This is a genomic window from Streptomyces sp. CC228A, assembly GCF_021390935.1.
Classification (GTDB): domain Bacteria; phylum Actinomycetota; class Actinomycetes; order Streptomycetales; family Streptomycetaceae; genus Streptomyces.
Genome location: NZ_JAJPUI010000009.1, coordinates 85,441 through 102,647, shown reverse-complemented (window position 1 = coordinate 102,647; position 17,207 = coordinate 85,441). Strand labels below are relative to the sequence as shown.

Here is a 17,207-nt window from a genome sequence, read left to right as displayed (position 1 = left end):
GTCACACCCCCCTCATGAGCAGGGTCGCGGCGATCAGCACCGCAGCACCTCCGAACATCGAGACCGCGTAGGAGCGGGCGAAGCCGTTCTGCAACCTGCGCATCCGGCTGGAGAGTCCGCCCATCGACGCCGCCGTCCCATTGACGACCCCGTCGACGAGGGTGTGGTCCACGTAGACCAGCGAGCGGGTGAGGTGCTCGCCGCCGCGCACCAGGACCACGTGGTTGACGTCGTCCTGGTAGAGGTCGCGGCGGGCGGCCCTGGTGAGCAGCGAGCCGCGCGGCGCGACGACCGGCACGGGCCGCCGCCCGTACTGGGCGTAGGCGATGCCGACGCCGATGAGCAGGACCACGACCGTGGACGTGGTGACCACGGCGGCGCTCACCGGCGGATGGCCGTGCTCGAAGTCCGTGACGGGCTTCAGCCAGTTCACGAACGCGCTGTTGAGCGAGAACAGGCCGCCGGCGAAGACCGACCCGAAGGCCAGCAGGATCATCGGCACGGTCATGGACTTCGGCGACTCGTGCGGGTGCGGCATCCGACCGGGGAGGGCCTCGGCGGCGGGTTCGGCGCTGGGCACCTGGTCCGCGTCGGGGGCGGGCTGCCAGCGCTTCTCGCCGAAGAAGGTCATCAGCATCACGCGGGTCATGTAGTACGCGGTGAGCCCGGCGCCCAGCAGGGTGACCGCGCCGAGGATCCAGCCCTCGGCGCCGCCCTTCGCGAAGGCCGCCTCGATGATCTTGTCCTTGGACCAGAAGCCGGACAGGCCGGGGAAGCCGATGATGGCGAGGTACCCGAGCCCGAAGGTCACGAAGGTGACCGGCATGTACGTCCGCAGGCCGCCGTACTTGCGCATGTCGACCTCGTCGTTCATGCCGTGCATGACCGAGCCGGCGCCGAGGAACAGCCCGGCCTTGAAGAAGCCGTGCGTCACCAGGTGCATGATCGCGAAGGCGTAGCCGATCGGGCCGAGGCCCGCGGCGAGGATCATGTACCCGATCTGGGACATCGTCGACCCGGCCAGGGCCTTCTTGATGTCGTCCTTGGCGCAACCGACGATCGCACCGAAGAGCAGCGTGACCGCGCCGACCACGACCACGGCGAGCTGGGCGTCCGGGGCCGCGTTGAAGATCGCCCCGGACCGGGTGATGAGGTAGACGCCGGCGGTCACCATGGTGGCGGCGTGGATCAGGGCGGAGACCGGTGTGGGGCCCTCCATGGCGTCCCCGAGCCAGGACTGCAGCGGCACCTGGGCCGACTTGCCGCACGCGGCGAGCAGCAGCATCAGCCCGATCGCCGTGAGCGTGCCCTCGGACGTCTCGCCGGCGGAGCCGAGCACCGGGCCGAAGGCGAAGGTGCCGAAGGTGGTGAACATCAGCATGATCGCGATCGACAGGCCGATGTCGCCGACCCGGTTGACCAGGAACGCCTTCTTCGCGGCGGTGGCCGCGGTCGGCTTGTGCTGCCAGAAGCCGATGAGGAGGTACGAGGCGAGGCCGACGCCCTCCCAGCCGAAGTACAGCAGCAGGTAGTTGTCGGCGAGCACCAGCAGGAGCATCGCCGCGAGGAACAGGTTCAGATAGCCGAAGAAGCGGCGGCGGCGCTCGTCGTGCTCCATGTACCCGATCGAGTACACGTGGATGAGCGTGCCGACGCCGGTGATGAGCAGCACGAACGTCATCGACAGCTGGTCGAGCTGGAAGGCGATGTCCGCCTGGAAGCCCTCCACCGGCACCCAGGTGAACAGCCGCTGTCCCAGCGTCCGTTCGTCGGCGCTCCGGCCGAGCATGTCGGCGAACAGCACCAGGCCGAGGGCGAAGGAGGCGGCCGCCAGCAGCGTGCCGATCCAGTGCCCGAACCGGTCCAGCCGCCGGCCGCCGCAGAGCAGGACGGCCGCTCCGAGCAGAGGCGCCGCGATGAGCGGCGCGATCAGGTTCGAGGTATCCACGGTTCTAGCGACCCCTTACAGCTTCATCAGGCTGGCGTCGTCGACCGAGGCCGAATGGCGGATACGGAACAGCGACACGATGATCGCCAGCCCGACCACGACCTCCGCGGCGGCGACGACCATCGTGAAGAACGCGATGATCTGGCCGTCGAGGTTGCCGTGCATCCGGGAGAACGCGACCAGGGTGAGGTTGCAGGCGTTCAGCATCAGCTCGACGCTCATGAACACGACGATCGCGTTGCGCCGGATCAGCACACCCGCGGCGCCGATGGTGAACAACAGGGCGGCGAGGTAGATGTAGTTGACGGGATTCACTTGGCCGCCTCCTCTCCGTCCCGCCCGGCGGACCCGTCGCGCTCGCTTCCGAGCCCGCGCACGTCCTCCTGCTCCCGGCCGAGCCGCTCCTCGGAGCGCTGCTCCAGGGCCTTGAGGTCGTCCAGCGCCTGCGCGGAGACGTCGCGGACCTGGCCCCGCGCGCGCAGCGTGCGGTTGACGGTCAGCTCGGACGGGGTGCCGTCGGGCAGCAGGCCGGCGATGTCGACCGCGTTGTGCCGGGCGTACACACCGGGCGCGGGCAGCGGCGGGAGCTGCGTCCCTTCCCGTACGCGCTGCTCGGCCAGCTCCCGCTGGGTGCGGGCCTTCTCGGTGCGCTCGCGGTGGGTCAGCACCATGGCGCCGACCGCGGCCGTGATGAGCAGCGCACCGGTGATCTCGAAGGCGAAGACGTACTTGGTGAAGATGAGCACCGCCAGGCCCTCCACGTTGCCGCCGGAGTTGGCGGCGGCCAGCCCGTTGAACGTCTCCAGGGAGGCGCTGCCGATACCGGCGGCGAGGAGGGTGCCGAAGCCGAGGGCGCACAGCGCCGCCAGCCAGCGCTGGCCCTTGATGGTCTCCTTCAGCGAGTCGGCGGCGGTGACGCCGACGAGCATGACGACGAAGAGGAACAGCATCATGATCGCGCCGGTGTAGACGACGATCTGCACGATGCCCAGGAAGTAGGCGCCGTTCGCCAGGTAGAACACCGCGAGGATGATCATGGTGCCGGCCAGGCAGAGCGCGCTGTGCACGGCCTTCCTCATCAGGATGGTGCACAGGGCGCCGATCACCGCGACCGTGCCGAGCAGCCAGAACTGCACGGCCTCACCGGTCGACGTGGTGTACGCGGCGGCCAGGGTCTGCGCGGTCATGCCTCGACCACCTTCTCCGAGGCGGGTTCGCCGGGGCCGAAGTCCGACGCCGCCTCCTGCGGCCCCGCCCCGTCGGAGACGGGCTGGCGGACCGTGCCGGGCGCGGCCTCGGTGACCAGGCCCCGGTAGTAGTCCTGCTCGGTCATCCCCGGGTGGATGGCGTGCGGGCTGTCGACCATCCCCTCCTCCAGTCCCGCGAGGAGCTGCTCCTTGGTGTAGATCAGGTTCGCCCGGGAGCTGTCGGCGAGCTCGAACTCGTTGGTCATGGTCAGCGCGCGCGTGGGGCACGCCTCGATGCACAGTCCGCAGAAGATGCAGCGGGCGTAGTTGATCTGGTAGACCCGCCCGTACCGCTCGCCCGGCGAGTAGCGCTCCTCGTCGGTGTTGTCGGCGCCCTCGACGTAGATGGCGTCGGCGGGGCAGGCCCAGGCGCACAGTTCGCAGCCGACGCACTTCTCCAGCCCGTCCGGGTGCCGGTTGAGCTGGTGGCGGCCGTGGAAACGGGGCGCCGTGGTCTTCTGCTGCTCCGGGTACTGCTCGGTCAGCCGCTTCTTGAACATGGCCTTGAAGGTCACGCCGAAGCCGGCCACCGGGTTCTGGAAGTCAGACACCCTCCGTCTCCTTTCCGTCACTGGCAGTATCGGGGCCGCCACTGACAATGAGCTCTCGGTCGGCCCTGGGCCTGCGCCGCGGCACCGGCGGCAGGGTCTGCCCGGGCAGCGGGGGCACCGGGAACCCGCCGGCCATCGGGTCGAAGCCGGCGTCCTGCGCCGCCTCCGCGGCCTCCTCCTCCGCCTTGGCCCTCCGGTCGCGGAACATGTCGGCGACGAAGGACAGCAGCAGCACCGCCAGCACGGCCCCGGCGACGTACAGCACGATCTGCTGGAACGCGACGTTCTCGTTGCGCAGCGCGCGGACGGTCGCGACGAGCATCAGCCACACCACGGAGACGGGGATGAGGACCTTCCACCCCAGCTTCATCAGCTGGTCGTAGCGGACACGGGGCAGGGTGCCGCGCAGCCACACGAAGAAGAAGATGAAGGCGACGACCTTGCCCACGAACCAGAGCAGCGGCCACCAGCCGTGGTTGGCGCCCTCCCAGAACGCGGACACCGGGTACGGGGCCCGCCAGCCGCCCAGGAACAGGGTGACCGCGATCATCGACACGGTGACCATGTGGATGTACTCGGCCAGCATGAACATCGCGAACTTGATGGAGCTGTACTCGGTGTTGAAGCCGCCGACGAGGTCGCCCTCGGACTCCGGCATGTCGAACGGGGCCCGGCTGGACTCGCCGATCATCGTGACCATGTAGACGAGGAACGACACCGGTAGCAGCACGGCGAACCAGCGGTCCTGCTGCGCCTCGACGATCGTCGAGGTGGACATCGAACCGGAGTAGAGGAACACCGACGCGAAGGCCACACCCATGGCGATCTCGTACGAGATGACCTGCGCCGCCGACCGGATGCCGCCGAGCAGCGGGTACGTGGACCCGGACGACCAGCCGCCGAGGACGAAGCCGTACACCCCGAGCGAGCCGATCGCCAGGACGTACAGCATCGCCACCGGCAGGTCGGTGAGCTGCATCGTGGTGCGGACGCCGAAGACGGACACCTCGTTGCCCGCGGGCCCGAAGGGGATGACGGCGACGGCCATGAAGGCGGGGATCGCGGCCAGGACGGGCGCGAGGACGTAGATCACCTTGTCCGCGCGCTTGACGACCACGTCCTCCTTCAGCATGAGCTTCACGCCGTCGGCGAGGGACTGGAGCATGCCCCACGGGCCGTGCCGGTTGGGGCCGACGCGCCGCTGCATCCAGCCGACGACCTTGCGCTCCATCACGATGGAGATCAGGACCGTGACCATGAGGAAGGCGAAGCAGAAGACCGCCTTGACGACCACGAGCCACCAGGGGTCGCGGCCGAACATCGAGAGGTCCTCGGCCGCGAGGAGGGCCGGGTTCACGCTCGCACCTCCGACGGGTTCGAAGAGTCGGGTGAGTCGGGTGTTTCCGCCGGGGCCGGTGCGGCCGCGGCGGCCGGGTCGACCGCGGCGGGGCCGATGCGGACCAGCCGGCCCGGCACCGTCCCGGTGTCGGACAGCACGCCGCCCCCGACCGAGTTGAGCGGCAGCCACACGACCCGGTCGGGCAGTTCGGCCGTCACCCGCAGCGGCAGCCGCACCGCGCCGGAGGGGCCGCTGACCTCAAGCAGCTCGCCGTCCGCGACACCGCTCTCCGCGGCCGTGGCCGCCGACAGCCGGGCGACCGCGGCGTGCCGGGTGCCGGCCAGGGCCTCGTCGCCCTCCTGGAGCCGCCCCCGGTCGAGCAGCATCCGGTGGCGGCCAGCACCGCCTCGCCCTCGCCGGCGCGGGGCAGCGGCCGGGCCGCCTCGGACGGGTCGCCCGCCGGGGCGCCGTCCCACGCGCCGAGCCGGTCCATCTCGCGCCGCACGGAGGGCAGGTCGGGCAGCCCGAAGTGGACGTCCATGGCGTCCGCCAGCATGTGCAGGACCCGAGCGTCGGCGGGCGGCAGCGGCCGGGTCATCTGGTCCGGCTTCAGCGCGGCCTCGAACATCCGCACGCGGCCCTCCCAGTTGAGGAAGGTGCCCGGCTTCTCGGCGACCGCGGCCACCGGGAGCACCACGTCGGCCCGCCGGGTGACCTCGCCGGGCCGCAGCTCCAGGGACACGACGAATGCCGCGTCGAGCGCCTCACGCGCCCGCTGCGGGTCGGGCAGGTCGGCGACGTCCACACCGGCGACCAGCAGCGCGCCGAGCTCGCCGGTGGCGGCGGCCTCCAGGATCTGGCCGGTGTCCCGCCCGTAGCGGTGCGGCAGCTCGCGCAGCCCCCAGGCGACGGCCGTCTCCTCGCGGGCCCGCGGGTCGGTGGCCGGCCGCCCGCCGGGCAGCAGCGACGGGACGGCGCCCGCCCACAGCGCGGCGCGCTCCCCGGCCCGGCGCGGGATCCACACCAGCCGGGCACCGGTCGCGGAGGCCAGCCGCACGGCGGCGGTGAGCGCGCCGGGCACGCCCGCGAGCCGCTCCCGGCCACGATGACGGCGCCCTCGGCGCGCAGGGCCTCCGCGGCGGCGGCTCCCGGGCCGTCGAGCCCCGTGCCGGACGCGAGGGCGTCGAGCCACTCGGTCTCCGTGCCGGGCGCGGCCGCCAGCAGCGTCCCGCCCGCCTTGGTCAGGCCCCTGGTGGCGAACGGCGCGACGGAGTAGGTCCGCCGGCCGTGCTTGCGCCACGCCTTGCGCAGCCGCAGGAAGACGCCGGGCGCCTCCTCCTCGGCCTCGATCCCTACCAGCAGCACCGCGGGGGCGCGCTCCAGAGACCGGTACGTGACGCCTTCGCCGTCCAGGTCCACGCCCCGGCCGGCGACCCGGGCCGCCAGGAAGTCGGCTTCCTCGCTGCTGTGCAGGCGGGCGCGGAAGTCGATGTCGTTGGTGTCCAGCGCCACGCGGGCGAACTTGGCGTACGCGTAGGCGTCCTCGACGGTGAGGCGTCCGCCGGTCAGCACCCCGGTGCGGCCCCTGACCAGGCCCCGCGCCGCCGCCTCCAGCGCCTCCGGCCAGGACGCGGGCTCCAGCACGCCGTCCGCGCTGCGCACCAGGGGTGTGGTGAGCCGGTCGCGCTGCTGTGCGTAGCGGAACGCGAAGCGCCCCTTGTCGCACAGCCACTCCTCGTTGACCTCCGGGTCCTCGGCGGCCAGCCGCCGCATGACCTTGCCGCGCCGGTGGTCGGTGCGGGTGGCGCAGCCGCCGGCGCAGTGCTCGCACACGGAGGGCGTGGAGACCAGGTCGAAGGGGCGGGAGCGGAACCGGTACGCCGCCGAGGTGAGCGCGCCGACCGGGCAGATCTGGATGGTGTTGCCGGAGAAGTACGACTCGAAGGGGTCGCCCTCGCCGGTGCCGACCTGCTGGAGGGCGCCCCGCTCGACCAGTTCGATCATCGGGTCGCCGGCGATCTGCTGGGAGAAGCGGGTGCAGCGGGCGCACAGCACGCACCGCTCGCGGTCCAGCAGCACCTGCGTGGAGATCGGCACCGGCTTCTCGTAGGTCCGCTTCCTGCCCTCGAAGCGGGACTCGGCCTGCCCGTGGGACATGGCCTGGTTCTGCAGGGGGCACTCGCCGCCCTTGTCGCAGACGGGGCAGTCCAGGGGGTGGTTGATGAGCAGCAGCTCCATCACCCCGACCTGGGCTTTCTCTGCGACCTGGGAGGTGAGGTGAGTACGGACCACCATCCCGTCCGTACAGGTGATCGTGCAGGAGGCCATGGGCTTGCGCTGGCCCTCGACCTCGACGATGCACTGGCGGCAGGCGCCGGCCGGGTCGAGGAGGGGGTGGTCGCAGAAGCGGGGGATCTCGATGCCGAGCTGCTCGGCGGCGCGGATCACCAGGGTCCCCTTGGGGACCGAGAGCTCGACGCCGTCGATGGTCAGCGAGACCAGGTCCTCCGGCGGCACCGCCGGGCGCGCGCCTCCACCGGTGGAGGACGTGGTGACGGTCATGCGTTCACCTCCACGTGGTTGTCCGCCCAGGCGGTCGACTTGGCCGGGTCGAAGGGGCAGCCCTTGCCGGTGATGTGCTCCTCGTACTCCCCGCGGAAGTACTTCAGGGAGGAGAAGATCGGTGAGGCGGCGCCGTCGCCGAGGGCGCAGAAGGACTTGCCGTTGATGTTGTCGGCGATGTCGGCGAGCTTGTCGAGGTCGCCGAGCCGCCCCTTGCCGGCCTCGATGTCGCGCAGCAGCTGCACGAGCCAGTAGGTGCCCTCGCGGCAGGGGGTGCACTTGCCGCAGGACTCGTGGGCGTAGAACTCGGTCCAGCGGGTGACGGCCCGGACGACGCAGGTCGTCTCGTCGAAGCACTGGAGGGCCTTGGTGCCGAGCATGGAGCCGGCGGCGCCCACGCCCTCGTAGTCGAGCGGCACGTCCAGGTGCTCGTCGGTGAACATGGGCGTGGACGAGCCGCCCGGGGTCCAGAACTTGAGGCGGTGGCCGGGCCGCATGCCGCCGCTCATGTCGAGCAGCTGCCGCAGCGTGATGCCGAGCGGTGCCTCGTACTGGCCGGGTCCGGCGACGTGGCCGCTGAGCGAGTACAGCGTGAAGCCGGGGGACTTCTCGCTGCCCATCGAGCGGAACCAGTCCTTTCCGCGGTGCAGGATCGCGGGAACCGACGCGATGGACTCGACGTTGTTCACGACGGTGGGGCACGCGTAGAGGCCGGCGACCGCGGGGAAGGGGGGCCGGAGCCGGGGCTGGCCGCGGCGCCCTTCGAGCGAGTCGAGCAGGGCGGTCTCCTCGCCGCAGATGTACGCGCCCGCGCCCGCGTGCACGGTGAGGTCGAGGTCCATGCCGCTGCCGAGGATGTCCTTGCCGAGGTAGCCCGCCTCGTAGGCCTCGCGCACCGCCTCGTGCAGCCGCCGCAGCACGGGGACGACCTCGCCGCGCAGGTAGACGAAGGCGTGCGTGGAGCGGATCGCGTAGCAGGCGATGACGATGCCCTCGATGAGGGAGTGCGGGTTGGCGAAGAGGAGGGGGATGTCCTTGCAGGTGCCGGGCTCGGACTCGTCGGCGTTGACCACGAGGTAGTGCGGCTTGCCGTCGCCCTGGGGGATGAACTGCCACTTCATGCCCGTGGGGAAGCCCGCGCCGCCGCGGCCGCGCAGGCCGGAGTCCTTGACGTAGGCGATGACGTCGTCGGGTGTCATGGCGAGGGCCTTGCGCAGGCCCTCGTAGCCGTCGTGCCGCCGGTAGGTGTCCAGGGTCCAGGAGTCGGGCTGGTCCCAGAAGGCGGACAGAACCGGCGAGAGCAGCTTCTCGGGGCTGGTCTCCCCGATCTCGGGTGCCAAGGTCATCACTCCCCCTCGGTGGTCTCGTCGTGCCGGGTGGCGTCCTGCCCGCTTTCGCCGCGCGGGTGGACGACCCGGGGCGGCAGCGCCTCGCCCTTGGCGAGCTTCAGCCCGATGAGGGAGGCGGGGCCGGCGCCGCCGGTGGCCTCGACCGCGCCGGGCCGGGGGTCGGGGAAGCCGGCGAGGATGCGCGCGGTCTCCTTGAAGGTGCACAGCGGCGCGCCGCGGGTGGGGGCGACGGGGCGGCCCGCCCGCAGGTCGTCGACGAGCTTCCTGGCGCTCTCGGGCGTCTGGTTGTCGAAGAACTCCCAGTTGACCATCACGACGGGCGCGAAGTCGCAGGCGGCGTTGCACTCGATGTGTTCGAGGGTGACCTTGCCGTCCTCGGTCGTCTCCTGGTTGCCGACGCCCAGGTGCTCCTTGAGCTCCTCGAAGATGGCGTCGCCGCCCATGACCGCGCAGAGCGTGTTGGTGCAGACGCCGACCTGGTAGTCGCCGCTCGGCTTGCGCCGGTACATGGTGTAGAAGGTGGCGACCGCGGTGACCTCGGCGGTGGTCAGGCCGAGGGTCTCGGCGCACCAGCGCATGCCGGTGCGGGTGACGTGGCCCTCCTCGGCCTGCACGAGGTGCAGCATCGGCAGGAGCGCGGAGCGGGAGTCGGGGTAGCGGGCGATGATCTCCTTGGCGTCCGCGTCGAGCCGGGCGCGTACGTCGGCGGGGTAGTCGGGTGCGGGGAGCTCGGGCATGCCGAGGCTCGTCGCAGTCACGTCGGTCACCGGTCGACGCCTCCCATCACGGGGTCGATGGACGCGACGGCGACGATGACGTCGGCGATCATGCCGCCTTCGCACATCGCCGCCATGGTCTGGAGGTTGGTGAAGGACGGGTCGCGGAAGTGGACCCGGTAGGGGCGGGTGCCGCCGTCGGAGACGACGTGGGCGCCGAGCTCGCCCTTGGGCGACTCGACCGCGGCGTACACCTGTCCGGCGGGGACCCGGAAGCCCTCGGTGACCAGCTTGAAGTGGTGGATCAGGGCCTCCATGGAGGTGCCCATGATCTTCTTGATGTGGTCGAGGGAGTTGCCGAGGCCGTCGGGCCCGAGGGCGAGCTGCGCGGGCCAGGCGATCTTCTTGTCGGCGACCATGACGGGCCCGGGTTCGAGCCGGTCCAGGCACTGCTCGACGATCCGCAGCGACTGGCGCATCTCCTCCAGGCGGATGAGGAAGCGGCCGTAGGAGTCGCAGGTGTCGGCGGTCGGGATGTCGAACTCGTACGTCTCGTAGCCGCAGTACGGGTCGGACTTGCGCAGGTCGTGCGGGAGGCCGGTGGCCCGCAGGATCGGTCCGGTGGCGCCGAGCGCCATGCAGCCGGCCAGGTCGAGGTGGCCGATGTCCTGCATGCGGGCCTTGAAGATGGGGTTGCCGGTGGCGAGCTTGTCGTACTCCGGCAGGTTCTTGCGGAGTGTCTTCACGCACTCGCGGATCTGGTCGACGGCGCCGGGCGGCAGGTCCTGGGCGAGGCCGCCGGGGCGGATGAACGCGTGGTTCATGCGGAGCCCGGTGATCAGCTCGTACAGGTCCAGGATCAGTTCGCGGTCCCGGAAGCCGTAGATCATGATCGTGGTGGCGCCGAGCTCCATGCCGCCGGTGGCGATGGCCACGAGGTGGGAGGAGAGCCGGTTGAGCTCCATGAGCAGGACGCGGATGACGGTGGCCCGGTCGGGCACCTGGTCCTCGATGCCGAGGAGCTTCTCCACGCCGAGGCAGTACGCCGTCTCGTTGAAGAACGACGTCAGGTAGTCCATGCGCGTCACGAAGGTGGTGCCCTGGGTCCACGTCCGGTATTCGAGGTTCTTCTCGATGCCGGTGTGGAGGTAGCCGATGCCGCAGCGGGCCTCGGTGACGGTCTCGCCGTCGATCTCCAGGATCAGCCGGAGCACCCCGTGCGTGGAGGGGTGTTGGGGGCCCATGTTGACGACGATCCGCTCGTCGTCGGCCTGCGCCGCGGACGCGGCGACCTCGTCCCAGTCGCCGCCGGTGACGGTGTAGACGGTGCCCTCGGTGGTCTCGCGGGCTTCCGCTTCTGGCGCGTGGTAGCTGGTCACGAGTAGGACCTCCGCTGGTCCGGAGCCGGGATCTGGGCGCCCTTGTACTCGACGGGGATGCCGCCGAGGGGGTAGTCCTTGCGCTGCGGGTGGCCCTGCCAGTCGTCCGGCATCATGATCCGGGTCAGGGCCGGGTGGCCGTCGAAGACGATGCCGAAGAAGTCGTACGCCTCGCGCTCGTGCCAGTCGTTGGTCGGGTAGACCGCGACGAGCGACGGGATGTGCGGGTCGCGGTCCGGCGCGCTGACCTCCAGGCGCAGCCGCCGCCCGTGGGTGATCGAGCGCAGGTGGTAGACGGCGTGCAGCTCGCGGCCGGTGTCGCCGGGGTAGTGGACGCCGCTGACGCCGAGGCACAGCTCGAACCGGAGGGCGGGGTCGTCGCGCAGGGTGCGGGCGACGAGGGGCAGGTGCTCGCGGGCGATGTGGAAGGTCAGTTCGCCGCGGTCCACGACCGTCTTCTCGATGGCGTTGCCGGGGAGGAGCCCCTGCTCCTCCAGGGCGCCTTCGAGTTCGTCGGCGACCTCGTCGAAGTAGCCGCCGTAGGGGCGGGTGGCGGCGCCGGGCAGGCGGATGGAGCGGACGAGGCCGCCGTATCCGGTGGTGTCGCCGCCCTTGTTCGCGCCGAACATGCCGCGCTGGACGCGGATCTCCTCGCCGTGCTCGCCGCGCTGCCCGGGGAGGTTCTGCGCGGCGAGGTCCTTCTCGGGGTTCGGCTCGTGGGCCTCGGCGGGCTCGCGTGAGCGTTCGGGCCGGGTGGGCTCGGGCGGCCCGGAGTCCGGCCGGGTCGGCTTGGGCTGGTTCGACTCGCGCCGGATCGGCTCGGGCCCGTTCGCCTGGCTGTCGGTCACCGCAGCAGCCCCTTCATCTCGATCGTCGGCAGCGCCTTGAGCGCCGCCTCCTCCGCCTCGCGGGCCGCCTCGCGCGCGTTGACGCCGAGCTTGGACGACTGGATCTTCTGGTGGAGCTTGAGGATCGCGTCCAGCAGCATCTCGGGGCGCGGCGGGCAGCCGGGCAGATAGATGTCGACGGGGACGACGTGGTCGACGCCCTGCACGATCGCGTAGTTGTTGAACATGCCGCCCGAGGAGGCGCAGACGCCCATGGAGATGACCCATTTCGGGTTGGGCATCTGGTCGTAGACCTGGCGCAGGACGGGGGCCATCTTCTGGCTGACCCGGCCCGCCACGATCATCAGGTCGGCCTGGCGCGGGGAGCCGCGGAAGACCTCCATGCCGAAGCGCGCCATGTCGTAGCGCCCCGCGCCCGTCGTCATCATCTCGATGGCGCAGCACGCGAGGCCGAAGGTCGCGGGGAAGACGGACGCCTTGCGCACCCATCCCGCGGCCTGCTCGACCGTCGTCAGCAGAAATCCGCTCGGCAGCTTCTCTTCGAGTCCCATGAGTGTGCCCTTCAGCCCCTCAGTAACTCCTCAGTAACCCCAGTGGCCCCGATGCCTGCTCAGTCCCACTCCAGGCCGCCGCGCCGCCACACGTAGGCGTAGGCGACGAAGACGGTGAGGACGAAGAGCAGCATCTCGACGAGGCCGAAGAGCCCCAGCGCGTCGAAGGTGACGGCCCAGGGGTAGAGGAAGATGATCTCGATGTCGAAGACGATGAAGAGCATCGCCGTCAGGTAGTACTTGATGGGAAAGCGGCCGCCTCCGGCCGGCGTGGGCGTCGGCTCGATGCCGCACTCGTACGCCTCCAGCTTGGCCCGGTTGTACCTCTTGGGGCCGATGAGCGTGGCCATGACCACGGAGAAGATCGCAAACGCCGCGCCGAGGGCGCCGAGCACGAGGATGGGCGTGTAGATGTTCACGCTCCTCGCTCCTTCCAGTCGTCCTTGACCGTTGGACCGCACCGCGGGCGTGCGTCCCGCCGCCCCGCTTCCGCCGACCCCGCCGACCCCTCTCGGAGCGGGAAGATCGCTTTCATGTGAGGCAGTTCACAAGCCCGTCTGCCACGCATCCTATGCCCGTCGATCTGTGATCTGCGACACGGGGTGCGTCAACGTCTTTGTGATCTCTGCCACCTGGCGAACGATCATGAATTCGGATGAACGGTCATCCTCACACCAGGCGTGTTCAAGTGGTGACGATCCGCGACATCTGCGCCGGTCAGCGCTGGTCGGAGGGGGTGCGCCCTATCAAAGGATTCGCATAGCAAGCAAATTCGCCCCGGACTCCTGCGGGTGATAGGGGGACTCACCCCACTCGCGCGAGGGCCCCTCGGGTACGGAGGTGGACGCGGACACCCCGCGTGCGCGCGTTCACGAGAGGCACATGCCGACGGATGTTGCCGTCCTGTGACCTGCGCCACGTACGACAACCCGTCAGATATTGCGGGCTTGGCCAACTGGCGCATCGAGTGGTAAGTGGGCGGCAATTCGGGCGTTTTACCGAAAACCCTTGATCATGGGCCCGATGCCCCGGGACCGAAATGTCCGTTAGGGCGTCAATAAAGGCGCGCAGAAAACGGATTCAGGCCCTCCAGGCGCAACTGTGGCGCAACACACGTTTCTTGAAGGGAACCGTAACCCCCTGATAGCGGTTGTACCCATGTCCCACACCGCTCACATACCCAGCCACCGGAAGCCCCGCCGCAGCGCCTCGAAGCTCACGCTGCGCGCCGGAGTTGCCGGTGGCGTCCTCAGCACCATCGCGGTGGCCGCCTCGCCCGCCCAGGCCGAGACGGTGACCGAGACCATCGAGATGCCCACGCTCGCCGGCGTGGACCTCTCCGAGGCGCTGTCCACCGCGGTCGCCGCCTCCGCCGAGGCGACCCAGCACGACGCCCTCGTCCAGGATCTCCGGGCGCAGGAGGACGCGGCGGCCGAGAAGGCGGCCAAGGACGCCAAGAAGGCCAAGGACGAGGCGGACCGCAAGGCCGAGGCCGAGCGCAAGGCCAAGGAGGCCGAGGAGCGCCGGGCCCGCGAGGCCGAGGCGCGCGCCCGAGCCGAGGCCCGGGAGCGCGCCTCCCGCAGCAGCGGGCGCACCACCCTGTCCGCCTCCGCCTCCGCGAGCACGGGCAGCAGCACCGTCTCCGCCCCGGCCAGCGGCTCCGCCGCCGCCATCGTGGCCTTCGCCCGCGCCCAGGTCGGCGACGCGTACGTCATGGGCGCCACCGGCCCCAACGCCTGGGACTGCTCCGGCCTCGTGCAGGCCGCCTACCGGCAGGCCGGCATCGACCTGCCGCGCGTCTCCGGCTCCCAGTCCAGCATGGGCACCTCCGTCTCCCTGAACGCCCTGCAGCCCGGCGACATCCTCTACTGGGGCAGCCGCAGCGGCTCGTACCACGTGGCGATCTACGTGGGCGGCGGCAAGTTCGTCGGCGCGCAGAACCCGAGCACGGGCGTCGTCGAGCGCTCCCTCGACTGGGACCGCCCGTCGGGCGCGGTGCGCATCCTCTGACCCGCGAGGCCGTGGGCCACCGTGCGGCGCGGTGGCCGGTGGTCGCCTGCCTCCACGCGGCGCGGTGCGCTGCGCGGTGCGTCGGCTGCGTGCGAGGCGGCACTGTGGCCCCACGCGGCACGCTGCGTCGGCCCCGTACGGCCCGGCGCCCCGGGAGGTGCGGCCCGCTGACCCGCGCAGTGGCGTGACCCGCCGGGCCCGCTGCGCGCCCGGTCGTCGGCCCGCCCGTCTCCCCGCACACGCATGGGCCGGTGCTCCCCCGCCAGGGGCGAGCACCGGCCCTTCGCCGTGCGGTCAGGCCTTCGGCGCCACCTTCGACAGCCCGTTGATGATCCGGTCCATGGCGTCGCCGCCCGTCGGGTCGGTGAGGTTCGCCAGCAGCTTCAGCGTGAACCGCATCAGCATCGGGTGGGTCAGGCCCCGCTGCGCGGCGATCTTCATGACCTTCGGGTTGCCGATCAGCTTCACGAACCCGCGGCCGAGCGTGTAGTACCCACCGTAGGTGTCCTTCAGGATCTTCGGGTAGTTCTGCAGGGCCAGCTCCCGCTGCGCCGGCGTCGTGCGGGCGTGGGCCTGCACGACGACGTCCGCGGCCAGCTGCCCGGACTCCATGGCGTACGCGATGCCCTCGCCGTTGAACGGGTTGACCAGCCCGCCCGCGTCACCGACCAGCAGCAGCCCGCGGGTGTAGTGCGGCTGCCGGTTGAACGCCATCGGCAGCGCGGCGCCCCGGATGGGCTGCGTCATGTTGTCGGGCGTGAAGCCCCAGTCCTCCGGCATGGACGCGCACCACGCCTTCAGCACCTCCCGCCAGTCCAGCTCGCGGAAGGCGGACGAGGAGTTCAGGATGCCGAGGCCGACGTTGGACGTGCCGTCGCCCATGCCGAAGATCCAGCCGTAGCCGGGCAGCAGCCGGTCCTCGGGGCCACGCCGGTCCCACAGCTCAAGCCAGGACTCCAGGTAGTCGTCCTCGTGCCGCGGCGTCGTGAAGTACGTGCGGACGGCGACGCCCATGGGGCGGTCGTCGCGCCGGTGCAGCCCCATGGCCAGCGACAGCCGCGTGGAGTTGCCGTCGGCGGCCACGACGAGCGGGGCGTGGAAGGTGACGGGCGTCTTCTCCTCGCCCACCTTGGCGTGCACGCCGGTGATCCGCCCGGTGCGGTCGTCGACGATCGGCGCGCCGACGTTGCACTGCTCGTACAGCCGGGCACCCGCCTTCTGGGCCTGCCGGGCGAGCTGCTCGTCGAAGTCGTCCCGCTTGCGGACGAGTCCGTAGTCCGGGTACGAGGCGAGGTCCGGCCAGTCCAGCTGGAGCCGCACCCCGCCGCCGATGATCCGCAGCCCCTTGTTGCGGAGCCAGCCCGCCTCCTCGGAGATGTCGATCCCCATGGCGACGAGCTGCTTCACCGCGCGGGGGGTGAGGCCGTCGCCGCACACCTTCTCGCGCGGGAACGCCGTCTTCTCCAGCAGGAGCACGTCGAGGCCCGACTTGGCGAGGTGGTAGGCGGCGGTCGAACCGGCCGGTCCCGCCCCGACGACGATCACGTCCGCGGTGCGTTCGGAGGGGGTCGAGGGGGTCTCGGTCACGGCGGTCACGGCGGGTCTCCCGAGGCTCGAGTTCGCGTGCAGGGGCACTGGACACCGGGCAGTCTATGGGGCCCCGCCGCCGCCCCGTCCCGGTGCCCGGCCCCGCCCCCGCACCGCGGGCCCGCCGGTCGGGCGGGACGCGCCGCGGCGAGCCGTTCGCCTGCCGCCACGCCTCCGCCGGTCGTCCCTCCGACCACCGCGGTACGGGGCGCGGGCTCCGGTCGGCCCTGCGCCGCCGGGGCGCGCCGCCGGGGCCGGGCAGCAGCCGACCGGCCCTCCTCCCGGACCGGCGCCGCCGGGACCTGGCCCGGCCCCACCGGGACCTGCAACCACCTGGCCGTCAGGGCGCCTTGCCGTCAGGGCGCCTTGCCGTCAGAGCGCCTTGACGCCCCGGTGCAGGGCGACGATGCCTCCGGTCAGGTTGCGCCAGGCCACCTTCGACCAGCCCGCCTTCTGCAGCATGCCGGCGAGTTCCCGCTGCTCGGGCCAGCTCTGGATGGACTCGGCGAGGTAGACGTACGCGTCGGGGTTCGAGGACACGGCGCGGGCGATCGGCGGCAGGGCCCGCATCAGGTACTCCTCGTACACCGTGCGGAACGGCGCCCACGTGGGGTGCGAGAACTCGCAGATGACGACCCGCCCGCCGGGCTTCGTCACGCGGTACAGCTCGCGCAGGGCGGCGTCGGTGTCCTGGACGTTGCGCAGCCCGAAGGAGATGGTCGTCGCGTCGAACGCGTCGTCGCGGAACGGCAGCCGCGTCGCGTCGCCGGCGGTGAGCGGCAGCCACGGGTGGCGCCGCTTGCCCTCCTTCAGCATGCCGAGGGAGAAGTCGCACGGCACGACATAGGCGCCGCTCTCCACGAAGGCCATGGAGGACGTGCCGGTGCCCGCGGCCAGGTCCAGGACGGTCTGCCCGGGCCGGGCGTCGACGGCCCTGGCCACCTCCTTGCGCCACCGCCGGTCCTGGAAGAGGGAGAGGACGTCGTTGGTGAGGTCGTAGTGGGCCGCGACGTCATCGAACATCGAGGCGACTTCGTGCGGCTGCTTGTCCAGCTTTGCTCGGGTCACGCAGCCCATTCAAGCAGGGCCGCGGCAGGGCCGGGACGGCACGCCCCGGCCC

Annotated in this window: 14 protein-coding genes and 1 pseudogene; 1 reads left to right on the top strand and 14 read right to left on the bottom strand. The window is 71.3% G+C overall.

The window, feature by feature from the left end; genetic code table 11:
* Position 1: 1 nt before the first annotated feature.
* The 12 genes and pseudogenes from nuoL to L6E17_RS23910 form a co-directional block, all read right to left on the bottom strand.
* Positions 2 to 1,948 (bottom strand): NADH-quinone oxidoreductase subunit L, encoded by a 1,947-nt coding sequence (gene nuoL / locus L6E17_RS23965; protein ID WP_236242812.1) that lies wholly within the window; start codon positions 1,946 to 1,948, stop codon positions 2 to 4.
* A 15-nt stretch (positions 1,949 to 1,963) separates the two neighbouring features.
* Positions 1,964 to 2,263 (bottom strand): NADH-quinone oxidoreductase subunit NuoK, encoded by a 300-nt coding sequence (gene nuoK / locus L6E17_RS23960; RefSeq protein WP_071264787.1) that lies wholly within the window; start codon positions 2,261 to 2,263, stop codon positions 1,964 to 1,966.
* Positions 2,260 to 3,135 (bottom strand): NADH-quinone oxidoreductase subunit J, encoded by an 876-nt coding sequence (locus L6E17_RS23955; protein ID WP_236242811.1) that lies wholly within the window; start codon positions 3,133 to 3,135, stop codon positions 2,260 to 2,262. The genes nuoK and L6E17_RS23955 overlap by 4 nt, the downstream gene beginning before the upstream one ends.
* Entirely contained in the window at positions 3,132 to 3,767 is a 636-nt protein-coding gene (gene nuoI / locus L6E17_RS23950) for an NADH-quinone oxidoreductase subunit NuoI (RefSeq protein ID WP_374109132.1), read from the bottom strand. The genes L6E17_RS23955 and nuoI overlap by 4 nt, the downstream gene beginning before the upstream one ends.
* On the bottom strand, positions 3,739 to 5,067 hold the full coding sequence (nuoH, locus tag L6E17_RS23945; RefSeq protein WP_236242909.1) for an NADH-quinone oxidoreductase subunit NuoH: 1,329 nt from the start codon (positions 5,065 to 5,067) through the stop codon (positions 3,739 to 3,741). Before nuoH ends, nuoI begins: the two co-directional genes overlap by 29 nt.
* A 32-nt stretch (positions 5,068 to 5,099) precedes the next feature.
* Positions 5,100 to 7,647, bottom strand: a pseudogene (locus tag L6E17_RS23940) (NADH-quinone oxidoreductase subunit G).
* On the bottom strand, positions 7,644 to 8,993 hold the full coding sequence (gene nuoF / locus L6E17_RS23935) for an NADH-quinone oxidoreductase subunit NuoF (protein WP_236242809.1): 1,350 nt from the start codon (positions 8,991 to 8,993) through the stop codon (positions 7,644 to 7,646). Before nuoF ends, L6E17_RS23940 begins: the two are co-directional and overlap by 4 nt.
* Positions 8,993 to 9,733, bottom strand: coding sequence for an NADH-quinone oxidoreductase subunit NuoE (gene nuoE, locus L6E17_RS23930; protein ID WP_236242908.1), 741 nt, complete (start codon positions 9,731 to 9,733; stop codon positions 8,993 to 8,995). The genes nuoF and nuoE overlap by 1 nt, the downstream gene beginning before the upstream one ends.
* A gap of 26 nt (positions 9,734 to 9,759) precedes the next feature.
* A complete protein-coding gene (locus L6E17_RS23925) occupies positions 9,760 to 11,091 on the bottom strand; it encodes an NADH-quinone oxidoreductase subunit D (protein ID WP_236242808.1) in 1,332 nt (443 codons plus the stop codon).
* Positions 11,088 to 11,939 (bottom strand): NADH-quinone oxidoreductase subunit C, encoded by an 852-nt coding sequence (locus L6E17_RS23920; protein WP_236242807.1) that lies wholly within the window; start codon positions 11,937 to 11,939, stop codon positions 11,088 to 11,090. The genes L6E17_RS23925 and L6E17_RS23920 overlap by 4 nt, the downstream gene beginning before the upstream one ends.
* Positions 11,936 to 12,490, bottom strand: a complete 555-nt coding sequence (locus L6E17_RS23915; RefSeq protein ID WP_236242806.1) for an NADH-quinone oxidoreductase subunit B family protein — start codon at positions 12,488 to 12,490, stop codon at positions 11,936 to 11,938. Before L6E17_RS23915 ends, L6E17_RS23920 begins: the two co-directional genes overlap by 4 nt.
* Positions 12,491 to 12,549: 59 nt before the next feature.
* On the bottom strand, positions 12,550 to 12,909 hold the full coding sequence (locus tag L6E17_RS23910; protein WP_071264774.1) for an NADH-quinone oxidoreductase subunit A: 360 nt from the start codon (positions 12,907 to 12,909) through the stop codon (positions 12,550 to 12,552).
* Positions 12,910 to 13,648: 739 nt separating this feature from the next.
* On the opposite strand from L6E17_RS23910, the gene L6E17_RS23905 reads away from it, so the two are divergent.
* Complete coding sequence (locus L6E17_RS23905) at positions 13,649 to 14,500, top strand: C40 family peptidase (protein ID WP_236242805.1); 852 nt, start codon at positions 13,649 to 13,651, stop codon at positions 14,498 to 14,500.
* Positions 14,501 to 14,794: 294 nt separating this feature from the next.
* Here L6E17_RS23905 and L6E17_RS23900 read toward each other — a convergent pair whose 3' ends face one another.
* Complete coding sequence (locus tag L6E17_RS23900) at positions 14,795 to 16,087, bottom strand: geranylgeranyl reductase family protein (RefSeq protein ID WP_236242907.1); 1,293 nt, start codon at positions 16,085 to 16,087, stop codon at positions 14,795 to 14,797.
* Between the two features lie 372 nt (positions 16,088 to 16,459).
* Positions 16,460 to 17,155 carry a demethylmenaquinone methyltransferase gene (locus tag L6E17_RS23895; protein WP_236242804.1) on the bottom strand — a complete coding sequence of 232 codons (696 nt, stop codon included), beginning with the start codon at positions 17,153 to 17,155 and terminating at the stop codon, positions 16,460 to 16,462.
* Between the last annotated feature and the right edge of the window lie 52 nt (positions 17,156 to 17,207).